Below are 13,091 nucleotides of genomic sequence, written 5' to 3'. Positions count from 1 at the left end.
CTGACATGAGTGACTTTCTGACAGCCCGACTGCTGGTTATCGGTGGCGGCCTGGCCGGCTTTGCCGCTGCCTTGAGCGCTGCCGAAGCGGGACTGCAGGTGCTGCTGCTGGAGAAAACCGCAGCCACTGGTGGCTCTTCGGCTATGAGCGGTGGCTGTCTGGCCTTTGCCGGTACCGACCTGCAGCGTGAGCGCGGTATCGAGGACTCTTCCGAGCTGTTGTTTCGCGACTTGATAGAGGTGGGCAAGGGCGAATGCGACGAGGCGCTGGTCAAAGCCTACGCTGACAACCAGATGGCCACCTACGAATGGCTGAAACGCCACGGCGTGACCTTCCAGCCGGTAATCGAGACCGCCTCGGGACAATCGGTTCCGCGGGTACACAACGTCGACCCGGCAGACATGGTGCGCCAACTGGAACAGGCCGCATTGAACAGCGGCAAGGTAGAAGTCCTCTACCAGACCCGCGCTCGCAAGTTGCTGCGTGACATCGGCGGCCGGGTGATCGGCGTGACCACCGAGCAGGACGGGCGGACGCTGGAAATCCACGCCGAGCAGGGAGTGATCCTGGCCTGCGGGGGCTTCGTGCATGACCGCGAGATGATTCATCGCTTTGCGCCTTTGTATGACGAAGCAGTGTTCATCGGCGGTGAAGGCAACGAGGGGGATGGCTTGCGCATGGCCTGGGCGTTGGGAGCCGACGTGCGCGACATGGTGCATATCAAGGGCACCTACGGCAAACACCCGATGGACGAGCACAACCATCACGCCTGCCTGGCGGTCTACAAGGGCGCCATCGCGGTCAATCAGGACGGCCAGCGCTATGTCGATGAGTCGCTATCCTACAAGCTGCTCGGCGATGCGTGCATGCAGCAGCCCTATGGCGTGACCTATCAGATTCTCGATCAGGACATCATGCACAGCGGCGATAACCGGGTGCGTATTCTCGACTTCGAGCGGCGTCTGGAGGAGGGGTTGTTCGTTGAGGCCGACAGCCTGGAGCAACTGGCACAGTTGCTGGAGCTACCGGAACAGACATTTATCGACGAAGTGAACGCCTATAACGCCGCGGTCACTGGGAGCCAGACGCCGGCCTTCGGGCGTCAGCATCTGGTACATCAGTTTGGTGAACTGCGTCCGATTCTGCGCCCACCGTTCTATGCCTATCCTTCCACCGCTGCGGTGTTCGGTACCTATTGCGGAGTGCGGGTCGATCCGCAGATGCGCGTGCAGGATGTGTTCGGTGAGCCGATCGAGGGTTTGCTGGCGGCCGGTGAAATGGTCGGCGGTTTGCATGGTGCGGCCTATATGACCGGTTCGGCGCTGGGCAAGGCGGCGATCTTCGGGCGGCTGGCCGCAGCCACAGTGATCGATGGCTGAGGAGACGGACATGGATATTCTGGTACTGCTGGCGGGTGTGGCGGATAACCGCTACCCGCTGCATGAGATTCGATTGGACAACGGCCTGATCAGCGAAAGCGGCCAGTCCCGGCGGATTCTCAGCCCCTTTGATGAAGGGGCACTGGAACTGGCGCTGAAACTGCGTGATCAGCGCCCCGGGTGCCGGATCGAGGTACTGGTGCTGGGCGGCAGTAATCAGGACAACCTGCTACGTACGGTTGCGGCGTTCAAGCCCGATCGCTTGCGTTGCCTGCAATTGCAGCCCTATTGCCCTTGGGACGCAGCGCTGAGCAGCGGGCAGATTGCCGGTTTGCTCGAGCGCGAAGAGCTGAGTCCCGGGCTGGTGCTGATCGGCCGGGAGTTTGGCGATCTGGACGAGGGCGGGCTACCAGTGATGCTGGCGGCGCGACTGGGTTTGCCACTGTTTTCGCTGACGCAGTATGCCGAATGGCAGGACGGGCAGTTGCGCCTGCTGCGTGAGCGCGGCACCTGTCAGCAGTGGTATCGGCCGTCAGGTGGGCTGGTGGCGACGGTTACCAACGATCGCCGCAACAAGCTGCGTCATCCACTGATGAAGAACGTGATGATGGCGAAGAAGTTGAATTTTGACAGTACCGATGCCGCGACTGAGCGATCTGCTGAAGCACAACCGGTACAGCTGTTACCTACCCGGGAGATCCAGCGTGGCGGCAATTGCCGGATGCTGGAGGGTGACGTGCAGAGCCAGGCAGCGGCACTGCTGGCCTGCCTGCAAAAGGAGAGCCAGGCATGAATGCTGCTCACAGAATTGTCGCCGTGGTCCCCCTGGCCTGGGGCGAGGAAGCAATGCTTGCCACCCTGGGTGCAGCGCAACAGGTCAGCGCTGATGCTGATTGTGGTTATGAGGTTCTATTGCTGGGTGATGATATCCGGGCTTCGGCCGTGCCGCGGGTTGATCTTGTCGGTGCGGCAAAGGTGCAATTGGTAGTGCATGACGACCTGAGCGATGGTGAGAGTCTGCCAGCCCTGGCCAGCGCTACCGCCCAGGCGCTGGCTGTACAGAACGGCCAGCAGATATTGTTGGTACCGCCGGGTGCCGATGGTGAGGAGCTGGCGGCACATCTGGCTGCGCAACTGGGTGGTTCACTGCTGGGGCGTTGCAACCAACTGATATGGGATGGAGAAGCCTGGCTGGCTGAGCGTGCGGTATGGGGCGGCCGGCAGACCTTGAGTCTGCGTCTGGCTGCCCCATTGGGAGTTGCTTGCCTGCGTCTGGGCAAGGCACAACCTGGAGCCGCTGAGCTTGCTCCGGATGTGCTCCGATTGCAGGGGGCTCTACCAGAACCGCTGGTCGTCGAGCAGACCCGCAGCGAACAGCGTCTGGCGCCGGTGCAAGGTGCTCGCCTGGTGGTATCCGGCGGGCGCGGGGTCAATGATCACGGCTTTGCGCTGCTGGAAGAACTGGCAGCCCGGCTCGACGGTGCGTTGGGTGGTAGCCTGCCGGCGGTGGACGCCGGACTGGTGCCGGTGGCTCGGCAGGTGGGTATCTCCGGCAATTTTGTCACTGCCGATACCTATCTGGCGGTCGGCATCTCCGGCACTCCGCAGCACCTTGCTGGCATCAGTAGCGAGACTTGCATCATCGCGGTCAACAAGGACCCGGCAGCGGATATCTTCAAGGTTGCCAACATCGGTGTGGTGGCGGAGTGGGAGCAGTTATTGCCAGTGCTGCTGGAGCAGTTGCCAAGTTCACGCTGACGGGTTGTCGCGCACCTGCGCGACAGGCTGCTATTTTCGACCATGCTCCAGATTCACTTGCACACCCACCGGCATCCGCCGCTGGGCATCCAGGCAACTGGCCATGTAATCGATAAAGGCCCGGGTGCGCGGTGCGACGAAGCGTGACTTGGGGGTGACGCTGAAGAAGGTGCGGCCGTAGGTGCTCCAGTCTGGCAGCAGCTCCACCAGCAACCCCTTGGAAATCAACGGGTTGACGAATACATCCAACACATAGATATAACCCCGGTCGGCCAGTGCAGCGTCGATCAGGGCGTCGGTGCTGTTGAAATGCACCGGGCCTTCGGGCAACAGATCATGGTGTTCGCCGTTACGGCTGAACGACCATACCGCCGGGCTGTAGCTGGCCTTGCGGAACAGCCCCAGGCAGCGGGCGGCACGCAGGTCGCTGGGGTGCTGCGGGGTACCGGCCAGCTGCAGGAAGCTCGGCGTAGCACAGGCCACGTAATGAGCCTGATACAGCGGCCGGGCGACCAGGTCGGCATCATTTACCGAATCGATACGGATCGCCACATCGGTACCGCTTTCAATCAAGCCTTCGGGATGATCAGTGAGGCGCAGCGCTACCTGCAGTTCCGGGTATTGATGCGCGAAATCTTCCAGCAAGGGGGCAATGACTTCCTTGCCGAAGGCAGCCGGGGACTCGATGCGCAGTTGGCCGGTAATGCTGCCGGTCTGCTCCATCACCTCGGCCTCGGCCTCGGCTACATGTCGCAGCAGATCCACACAATGATGAAAGAAGCGCTCGCCGGGGTCGGTCAGGCGCAGGGTGCGGGTATTGCGGCTGAGCAGGGTGACGCCCAGGAAGGTTTCCAGATTGCGTACGCTGGCGGTGACGGTGGCGTTAGCGATATCCAGGGATTCTGCGGCACGGCTGAAACTGCCGCATTCCACCACTCTGGTGAACACCTGCATGGCCCAGAGTTTGTCCATTCGGTTCTTCATGTTTTTCTAAAACCCCATTAGCCCAGCCAGCCTCGAACCCATTCGAGCGGGTTCCTATAGTAGCAACCACCTGAGGGAGGCACAAAAATGACTGAATTGAATTTTGATCTCATTGTGGTGGGCTGTGGCGCGGCGGGACTGTCAACGGCGGTATCGGCAGCGGAGCGCGGCTTGAAGGTCGCAGTGCTGGAGCGCTCACTGCGTGAAGAACGCGGCGGTCAGACACGCTGGACCGAAGCCTATCTGCGTATGCAGAGCCACGACGAGGTCACCGATGATTTCGATCTCTTCCTCGCCGAGAACGCCGGATTCTATCAGGACCCGGACTTTGTCGCCGAGACCCTGAGCGACCGCTCTGCCTGGTCGACTCAGACGCGCAATCAGCCTTTCATCGACGCCAGTCTGATTGGCACCTTCGCCGAGAACGTGCCCGGCACCATCGCCTGGTTGAAAGAGCAGGGCGTGCGCTTTGATTTCCTGCCGACCCAGTTTCTCACCAGCACCCAGCCGCGGCTGTTGCCGGTAGGTGGTGGTGAGGCCATTGTGGAGTGCCTGGCTGCCCGCGCTGAGGCCTTGGGTGTGGAGTTCTTCTACCAGACCACCGCGCGTGGTCTGATCAGTCCTGAGCTGAACCGGGTGGCAGGCTTGCAGGCCTGGTCGGTGGAGCGTGGTGCGCTGCAATTCAACGGTGCTGTCATGCTGGCCTGCGGTGGCTTTCAAGGCAACCTGGAGATGCTCAGTCGTTATATCGGACCCAAGGCCGCGTTCATCCGTCCCGTGTGCAAAGGCGGTTATTTCAACCGTGGGGAAGGGATCCAGATGGCGCTGAATATCGGCGCCGCTCCAGCGGGCGAATACGGCAACTTCCACGCCGAACCGGTGGACCCGCGTTCGGGCATTTCCGAGCCGTCGATTTTCATCTTCCCCTATGGCGTACTGCTGAACAAGGAAGGCAAGCGTTTTACTGACGAGGCTGCGGGTACCGTGGATGCCTGGTATGAGCGAGTGACCCGGCAGATCCTGGCCCAGACCGAAGGAATTGCCTGGGTGATCCTCGACCAGAAGGTCAAGGATATCCCCAATTACACCCTGGGTATTCGTACCGATCAGCCGGCTATCGAGGGGGCCACAGTGGCTGAACTGGCGCGCAAGCTGGAACTGCCGGTGGAGCAGGTTGAACGCAGCATTGCCGAGTACAACGCGGCCTGTCGCCCGGGTACCTGGAAGCCACTGGAGCTGGACGGTGTCGCCACAGAAGGCCTGCAGCCGCCGAAGAGCAACTGGGCGCTGCCGCTGGACTCGGGGCCTTATTTTGCCTATCCGATCATCTCCGCCAACGTCTTTACCTTCGGCGGCCTGAAGATCGACGAACAGGCCCGGGTGATCAATATCGACGGGGCGCCCATCGACAACCTGTATGCCGCCGGCGAAGCCGCTGCCATGTACTTCAACAACTACTGTGGCGGTACCTCGGTACTGCGGGGCCTGGTCTACGGCCGGCGCGCCGGGCAGACCGCGGTGCAGGTGACAGCATGAGCACCGACAAGGGGCTGGCAATGGTGACCGGCGCCTGTGGGGCGATCGGCAAGGCCACCTGCGAGCGCCTGCTGGACGAAGGCTACAGGGTGCTGGCAACGGATATGCAGCCAGGCTCGTCGCTGCCTGCCGCAGTGATATTCCGTGGCCTGGATGTCACCGATGAGCAGGCGGTCAGCCGACTGATCAATGAATGTGAGCAGCGCTACGGTCAGATCACCGCATTGGTCAATGTCGCGGGTGTGGTCTCCCAGGGGCGGGCGCTTGAGCTGCCGATAGCCGAGGTTGAACGGGTCTGGCGCATCAATGTGCTGGGTACCGTGATTGTCTGCCAGCAGGTAGGGCGGCGGATGGCGGCCCGGGGGCAGGGCGCTATTGTCAACATCGGCTCGGTGGTCGGCAAGAACTCGGGGAATGCCCGGCCCTGGCTGGACCCGGGCGAGTCGGATCGCGCTGGAAACGTGGCCTACGGCATGTCCAAATCCGCGATCCACTCCCTGACCGGGTTCCTGGCCAAGGAACTGGCGCCGCAGGGCGTACGTGTGAATGCGGTGGCCCCCGGCCCGATTGCCACGCAAATGACCGACAACTTTCCCGAAAGCCTGCGCTCACTGGTGCCGGCAGGCCGTATGGGCACGCCGGAAGAAGTTGCCCATGCGATTCACTTTCTGCTCGATGAGCGCTCCGGCTTTATCAGTGGCGAGATTCTCGATGTCAATGGCGCACTGTGGTGCGACTGAGCTTCACCAACCATAAGGACGATTGCAATGAAGAGCATTTACCTGGTTCTGGATATGCAGAACGATCTGGTTCACGCCGATGGCGCCAGCGGCAAGGCACCCATGCAGGCCGATATCCAGGGCCGCGAAGTAATCCAGCGTACCGCCAAGGCTATCGCCCGGGCGCGGGCCAAGGGCATTCCGGTGGCCTATGTGCGGGTAGCGTTTTCCGACGACCATCGCGAGGCCAATCCCAATTCCCAGGTGTTCGGCCCGATTGCCAAGAACGGTATTCTCAAGATGAATGCCTGGGGTGGCCAGGTGCATGAGGAGCTGGCGCCGCAGGCTGGCGACTGGGATATCGTCAAGCATCGGGTCTCGCCGTTCTATCAGACCAAGCTGGAACTGCTGCTCAAGCGTGAGGGTATCGAGCGCATCTATTGCAGCGGTGTCAGCACCCAGGCGGTGGTCCAGGCAACCGTGCGCGACGCCCATGACCGCGACTTCGATGTGGTGGTGCTCGAGGATTGCTGTGCCGGCCCCAATGAACAGGAACATGCCAATTCGTTGGCCAGCATTGCCCGCTTTTGCTCCGTGGCCACTTCCGAGTCGGCCTTTGCATAACTCACTATCTGCCCCGAGGTGGTGATTTGCAGCCCGGTCTTGCATATTGAGACCGGGTTTTTTCATATATGGAGGTAGCAGGTGGGAGCACAGGCCTCACGCATGAGCATAGCTGCGCTGGTTATCGGCAGTTTTGCTGTGGTCATGTCGGCAACCACGATCAACGTGGCGATCGCGCCGATGATGGAGGAGTTCGCCATCAGTCATCGCCTGGCCCAGTCCTTCTCTTCGGTATTTCTCGGTTTGACCGTTATCTGCGCACCGCTGGCCGCCCGGTTGGCGGATCGATTTGGCGCTTGGCGGGTATTTGCCAGAGTGCTTCTGATCTATCTGCTGGCCTCCGTGCTGGCTGGATTCTCGGACAGTTTTTCAGCCATGCTGGCGGTACGTGGCGTCCAGGGATTATGTGCCGGTATCCTGCAGCCGCTTTCGCTGTTTCTGGTGTTGGAAACCGCCAATCCGGCCCGTCAGGGACGAACCTTGTCGATGTTCAGCCTGGGAGTGGTCATGGCGCCTGCGCTGGGACCGACCTTGGCGGGTTTTGTGGTCGAGTACACCAACTGGCGTTACACCTTCTGGCTAGGCGTGCCCCCTGCGGTATTGTCGTTGGGGCTTGTCGCCTGGTGTCGTCCGGGTGAGCGGACCGCCGCAGCACCCGGCGGCCGGCTGGATTTCGCCGGGTTGGGGTTCCTGGCGGTGCTGGTGGTGCTGGTATTTGCCTGGCCAGCTGTTCTGGAGTATTCCGGCTGGCTAGCACTTGGGTTGATGCTGCTCTGGGCGGGCCTGGTCTGGTGTTTCTGGCGGCGCATGCTTGGGCAAGAACAGCCGCTGATTGATCCCGAGCTGCTGCGCCATCCCGCTTATGCAAAGGGCCTGGTGGTAACCCTGGTCTACGGCATTGGTATGTATGGCTCGATATTCCTGATTCCATTGTTATTGCAGGATGGGTTGGGGCAATCAGCGGTGGTTACCGGTAATTTGCTGTTGCTGGGTGGCTTGGCGTTGGCGGCGAGTATCGCCCTGTCCGGTCGGTTGGTGGATCGGTTTTCCTCGCAGCTGGTGGTGCTGATCGGGTTGGGCTGTTTCGCCCTGTCCAATCTGTTGCTGGCCTGGCCAGGGGGGCTGTGGACCATTGCGTTGGGCGTCATCATCAGTCGGTTCGCATTGGGCATGATCATCCCCGGCTTATATACCAGCATGGCCAGAGCCGTGCCGGAGTCCATGCTGCGGCGTGGCACAGCGGTGACCACCATGACCAGGCAGGCTGGTGGCGCACTGGGTATTACCCTGATTGGGGTGTTGCTGGCAGCACTCAGTCCGAGCGGTACGGCAAACCTGACAGGAGCTGTCGACCTACCGTACCGAATACTGTTTGTCATTCTGACGCTGATGTTTCTGGCCGCCTTGCCCATAGCCCGAAGAATGGGGCGTCCGCCCTCTTGAGTTGGTTCAACTGGCAGCTGGGGGGCTGCTGGACATCTTCTTCAGGCGGTAATCCATTTGCGCCCGGGTCAGGCCCAGCAGGGCGGCGGCTCGGGTGATGTTCTGCTGTGCCAGATGCATGGCGGCGCGAACGAAGGCATCCTCGATCTCGTTGAGCTGCCGGGGTTGCTGTTGCAGCAGGCGCAGCGCGGTCTGATCCAGCGAGGGGCCTCCGGCACTGGCTTCTGTGCTGCCGGAGGGAGAGGTGGTGGCCTCCGGTAGACGAATGCCGATGCCCGGTGCTTGATCCCAGCTCACGGTACCGGTCTGCCGTTCGCCCTGGTTCTCCTCCAATCCGGACAGGTGGCGCAGATCAATGGTTTCGCCATCGTCGGCAAGAATCACCGCTCGCTCGATAACATTCTCGAACTCGCGGATATTGCCCGGCCAGGGGTAATCCAGGATGCGCTGCAAGGCGCGTGGAGTGATGCCCGCCAGCTGGCGTCCGTGCTGTTGGCAGAGATGATTGACGAAACGTTCCAGCAGCAGCGGCAGGTCATCCTTGCGTTCACGCAGTGGCGCGATGGTCACCGGGAACACGTTCAGACGATAGAACAGATCGCTGCGAAAGCGTCCCTGCTTGACTGCTTCGGCCAGGTTTTCGTTGGTCGCAGCGATGACCCGCACATCGATCTTCAGCGTCTTGGTGCTACCCAGGCGTTCCAACTCACCGCTTTGCAATACTCGTAGCAGTTTGCCCTGGGCAGTCATGCTCAGGGTGCCGATTTCATCGAGAAAGATGGTACCGCCATCGGCAATCTCGAAGCGCCCGGGACGGGCCTCGGTGGCACCGGAGTAGGCACCACGCTGAACGCCGAACAGCTCGGACTCGATCAGGGTGTCGGGAATGGCTGCGCAGTTGATCTCGATGAACGGCGCTTCGGCGCGCCGGCTGTTGGCATGCACTTCATGGGCGAACATGGTCTTTCCGACGCCACTCTCGCCAAGCAGCAGTACGGTGGCGTTGGTCGATGCCACCCGCAGAATCTTGTGCAATACGGCATGATACGCCGCCGAGCTGCCCACAGGGCGATCCAGTTCGATGGCACCGTGCTGCTCGAAGGCCAGGCCGAAGGGTGCCTTGCCTGGCTGCATCCCGGCGAACTCGCTGCGCGCCGGCGCTTTGCGGCTTTGACCGGTCATGCGCGGCTGGAAATACTGGAGGTCGTCCTCGGCATCATCCCAGTCTTCCACCGGGCGGGCGACTGCGCGGCATACTGGATCGCCACGGGCAATACATTCGGCCTCACGAACCAGGATGCGCTTGCCCATCAGGCGGGTCAGAAATGCTGAGCTGTAGCCGGACGCCATCCAGCAAACCGGGTCATGACTCTGCCCATGGCTGGCCAGGTGCAGATCACTTTCGATCGAATGTTTCCAGGTGAACTCGCCATACAGGTAGCCCTTGTGCGGATCGACTTCGATACGCACTGGCTCTACCTCGATGATGCCGCAGAGAGAGTGGATCTGCGCCCCAGCGGCGAGAATATCCAGTTGCGAGCCGGTCTGCCGGGTCTTGATCGCCAGTTCGGCGGTGCGGGTGCCGCTCAGATAGCCGATGCGAGTCAGCAGCCCCCGGGTCTGGTCAACGCCAATGGTTTCCAATAGTTCCTGGCGCAGAGCGCCGAAGGCCTCGGCATGCAGCAACAGCATGCGCTTTTCACCCAGCCAGATCATGCCTTGCTCAGGATTGAAATACAGGTGCTCGGCGAGATCCTGCATATCAGGAAAACGCAGGTCGGTAATCACGTCCTTGAGTGAATGGGGGCCGTGCTTGCCGTCGGGAAAAGGAGACATCTTTATCACCATTGTTGTTGTAAGTCGGGCAGGGATGTCGTTCTGCCACTGGAGGAAAATAGTACCAGAACCGTGCCGGGGCGGAGGGCTGGGTCGACGGTTGGTTCACTCGAATGGATTATTCATATTTTTTGAAATATATAGCGATTTTTATTATGGAAAATTCTGATGGTTACGAATTTCCTTAAGCTGTCTGCGCAGTACTGCGCACTTGATAAATGTTTTGTTCATTGTGTTGTTACATCCAACTGATTGAAATCAAATGTAAATTTATAAGACTTGGAGGCGATATCCAAGTTGGCACAGCCATTGCTATCTCTCTTGTACAACGCACCCGAGGTTCGGGTCACATCCCGGCTGAGAGAATTCAGACTGGAAAATAAGAATAACGGAGAGAGCACAGTGGCTGAGATTTCTTCTTTGGGCTACGTCGGTTTCGGCGTCAGCAATCTCGACAAGTGGCAGGTCTTTGCCACCGACATCCTCGGCATGCAGGTGGGCTGGCGTGACGCTACTGGTATGACCCTGCGCATGGATGAATACCAGCAGCGGTTCTTCCTCGAACAGAGCGATGCGGATGATCTTATCGCCGCTGGTTGGGAGTTCACCAGCGAGGGCGAACTGGAAGAATACGTGGCCGAGCTGCGGGGCAAGGGCATCGAACTGCAAGCGCTGACGGCGGAACAATGTGCCCGGCGGCATATCGAGAAAGGCTACCGCTGCCAGGATCCCAACGGCTTCGACCATGAGTTCTTCTTTGGCCACGGCGTGGCGCTGCTGAAGGATCAGTTTCGCTCGAAAGTTCTCAAAGGTGGCTTCGTCACCGGCAATCTCGGCGTCGGGCACGTCCTGCCGTTCGCCAATCGGGGCAATGGCCGCGAGACCGTGGATTTCTACCGGAACGTACTCAAGTTCCGCATCAGCGACTACATCCGCCAGGAAGTGCAGCCGGGGATGATGGTCGAGGCCACTTTCTTCCACACCAAAACCGGCCGTCATCATTCCATCGCCACCGCCGAGGCGCCCACCGCCAAGGTACTCAACCACTTCATGGTGCAGGTCGAGGACATGGATGACGTGGGCCTGGCTTACGACCGGGCGAAGGCTGCCGGGATTCCCATCGTGCTGGAACTGGGGCATCACCCGAACGACAAAACGTTTTCCTTCTACGCGCAAACCCCCTCCGGTTTCAACTTCGAGATGGGCTGGGGCGGGATCGTCATCGACGAAAACGACTGGGAGGTGCGCACCTATCACCAGATGAGTGATTGGGGGCACAAGCGCAACCCGATTCCGGAACCGGAAACTGAAGAGCACTCACAGTCCTGATCGCAGGCTTTATCTGGAGAACAATAATATGAGCATCTGGTTGGATTTTCTCGGGGCGGAGATTCGTTACGTGGATCTGCCCACCTACGGTCTTACCCGCATTGCCGAAGCGGGTCGTGGCAAGCCCGAAGCGCTGATTCTGATGCACGGCATCGGCGGTCATCTGGAGGCCTATGCCAAAAACGTGGTGGCGCTGGGTGAGCACTATCACGTCATCGCCTTCGATTACGTCGGCCATGGTTTGTCGGCGAAGAAACTTGATATCGAATATTCGATCAGCGACTACGTTGAGCAACTGCGTGAACTAATGGACGTGCTGGATATCCAGCGCGCGCACATCTCCGGCGAGTCGCTGGGGGGTGTGGTGACCGGAGGTTTCGCGGTGCGCTATCCCGAGCGCACTCTGCGTGCGGTATTCAACACCACCGGCGGTATTCCGATCGTCAGCGATAAAGGCCGGCAGGACCTCAAGGATCTTGCCGAGCTGTCGGCGCGCAGCTCCGGCCAGCAGCCGACCTACGACAGCGTACTGGCGCGCATGCAGTGGCTGCTCTATGAGGGCAACTGGGATTTGCTCAACGAGGAACTGGTCGGTTCACGCCTGGCTATCTACTCGCGGGAGGACTTTCAGGCCAGTGCGCCGCTGGTCTACGGCCGGTTGCGCAAGGTCAACGAGGGCGGCACCCCGGACATGATCGAGCTGGAGAAGGTGCAGTGCGAGTCCCTGCTGCTATGGACCAGCCACAACCCGATTCATGATGTGGCGGCCGCCGAATCAGCACTGCCACGGCTCGCCAAGGGCCAGTTGTATGTCATGAAAAAGCTCGCCGGACACTGGCCGCAATACGAGTCGCCAGCGGAGTTCAACCAGGTGATGGTCGAGTTTCTGTCGACCGGGCGGGTAGGCGCATGAATGCCCAGGTTGCTCTGATGAACCCCGTGCGCGAACACCTGCCGGTGGCTACCGGTGAGTTTTGCAAGGCCATGCGTAATCTGGCTGGTCATTGCGTGGTGATTGCCAGTGGTAATGGCGAGCAGCGTGCCGGACTGACCGCCACTGCGGTCTGTTCGGTTACCGCCGAGCCGCCCCGCCTGTTGGTGTGTGTTAACCGTAACGTTTATGCCCATGGCGTGATCACCGCGGCCCGCCACCTGAGCGTGAATGTGCTCGGCTGCCGTCAGGAATCCATTGCTCGGCGTTTCGCCGGGATGGTTGATGGTGTTGCCGGGGAACAGCGCTTTGACGAGGGCGGCTGGTTGCCCGGCATCAGTCAGGTGCCGGTACTCACCGACGCCCTGGCCAGTTTTGAGTGCCGAGTGGTCGAGGCCATGCCGGCCAGCACCCATGACATTTTCCTCTGCGAGGTCATTCAGGTGACCGGACAGATGGAGGAAGCAGATCCCCTGATCTATTTCAACGGTCAATTCGCCGCGCTTGCCTGAATCGCAGCGTAGCCAGCCTGAATAACAACAAAGTGAGAAT

At 60.5% G+C, this 13,091-nt stretch carries 12 protein-coding genes; 10 read left to right on the top strand and 2 right to left on the bottom strand.

All coding sequences use genetic code 11. The features are described from left to right. Positions 1-5 precede the first annotated feature (5 nt). Genes DHB74_RS06865 through DHB74_RS06855 form a run of 3 tightly spaced genes read left to right on the top strand, consistent with a single transcriptional unit; the run spans position 6 to position 3,137 of the window. Positions 6-1,379 (top strand): FAD-dependent oxidoreductase, encoded by a 1,374-nt coding sequence (locus DHB74_RS06865; RefSeq protein WP_499161087.1) that lies wholly within the window; start codon positions 6-8, stop codon positions 1,377-1,379. 10 nt (positions 1,380-1,389) lie between these two features. After that, the gene (locus DHB74_RS06860) at positions 1,390-2,172 is read left to right on the top strand and encodes an electron transfer flavoprotein subunit beta/FixA family protein (protein ID WP_499161086.1); all 783 of its coding nucleotides are present in this window, start codon (positions 1,390-1,392) and stop codon (positions 2,170-2,172) included. Next, positions 2,169-3,137 (top strand): electron transfer flavoprotein subunit alpha/FixB family protein, encoded by a 969-nt coding sequence (locus DHB74_RS06855; protein WP_499161085.1) that lies wholly within the window; start codon positions 2,169-2,171, stop codon positions 3,135-3,137. The genes DHB74_RS06860 and DHB74_RS06855 overlap by 4 nt, the downstream gene beginning before the upstream one ends. 30 nt (positions 3,138-3,167) lie before the next feature. Here the strand turns inward: DHB74_RS06855 and DHB74_RS06850 are convergent, their stop codons facing one another. Further along, a complete protein-coding gene (locus tag DHB74_RS06850; protein WP_499161084.1) occupies positions 3,168-4,109 on the bottom strand; it encodes a LysR family transcriptional regulator in 942 nt (313 codons plus the stop codon). A 99-nt stretch (positions 4,110-4,208) separates the two neighbouring features. On the opposite strand from DHB74_RS06850, the gene DHB74_RS06845 reads away from it, so the two are divergent. From DHB74_RS06845 to DHB74_RS06830, 4 genes are all read left to right on the top strand, one after another. Next, entirely contained in the window at positions 4,209-5,657 is a 1,449-nt protein-coding gene (locus DHB74_RS06845; protein ID WP_499161083.1) for an FAD-dependent oxidoreductase, read from the top strand. Next, a complete protein-coding gene (locus DHB74_RS06840) occupies positions 5,654-6,397 on the top strand; it encodes an SDR family NAD(P)-dependent oxidoreductase (RefSeq protein ID WP_499161082.1) in 744 nt (247 codons plus the stop codon). Before DHB74_RS06845 ends, DHB74_RS06840 begins: the two co-directional genes overlap by 4 nt. Positions 6,398-6,424: 27 nt before the next feature. Beyond that, positions 6,425-7,000 (top strand): cysteine hydrolase family protein, encoded by a 576-nt coding sequence (locus tag DHB74_RS06835; RefSeq protein WP_499161081.1) that lies wholly within the window; start codon positions 6,425-6,427, stop codon positions 6,998-7,000. 102 nt (positions 7,001-7,102) lie between these two features. Next, complete coding sequence (locus DHB74_RS06830; protein WP_499161080.1) at positions 7,103-8,443, top strand: MFS transporter; 1,341 nt, start codon at positions 7,103-7,105, stop codon at positions 8,441-8,443. A 6-nt stretch (positions 8,444-8,449) separates the two neighbouring features. Here DHB74_RS06830 and DHB74_RS06825 read toward each other — a convergent pair whose 3' ends face one another. Next, positions 8,450-10,279, bottom strand: coding sequence for a sigma 54-interacting transcriptional regulator (locus DHB74_RS06825; protein ID WP_499161079.1), 1,830 nt, complete (start codon positions 10,277-10,279; stop codon positions 8,450-8,452). A gap of 402 nt (positions 10,280-10,681) precedes the next feature. On the opposite strand from DHB74_RS06825, the gene DHB74_RS06820 reads away from it, so the two are divergent. Genes DHB74_RS06820 through DHB74_RS06810 form a run of 3 tightly spaced genes read left to right on the top strand, consistent with a single transcriptional unit; the run spans position 10,682 to position 13,051 of the window. After that, positions 10,682-11,608 (top strand): VOC family protein, encoded by a 927-nt coding sequence (locus DHB74_RS06820; RefSeq protein WP_499161078.1) that lies wholly within the window; start codon positions 10,682-10,684, stop codon positions 11,606-11,608. A 28-nt stretch (positions 11,609-11,636) separates the two neighbouring features. Next, positions 11,637-12,521 (top strand): alpha/beta fold hydrolase, encoded by an 885-nt coding sequence (locus DHB74_RS06815; protein ID WP_499161077.1) that lies wholly within the window; start codon positions 11,637-11,639, stop codon positions 12,519-12,521. After that, positions 12,518-13,051 (top strand): flavin reductase family protein, encoded by a 534-nt coding sequence (locus DHB74_RS06810; RefSeq protein WP_499161076.1) that lies wholly within the window; start codon positions 12,518-12,520, stop codon positions 13,049-13,051. The genes DHB74_RS06815 and DHB74_RS06810 overlap by 4 nt, the downstream gene beginning before the upstream one ends. Positions 13,052-13,091 lie beyond the last annotated feature (40 nt).

The organism is Pseudomonas sp. G11-1 (genome assembly GCF_024031555.1).
Lineage (GTDB): Bacteria > Pseudomonadota > Gammaproteobacteria > Pseudomonadales > Pseudomonadaceae > Halopseudomonas > Halopseudomonas bauzanensis.
This window is presented reverse-complemented; position numbering and strand designations above follow the sequence as displayed.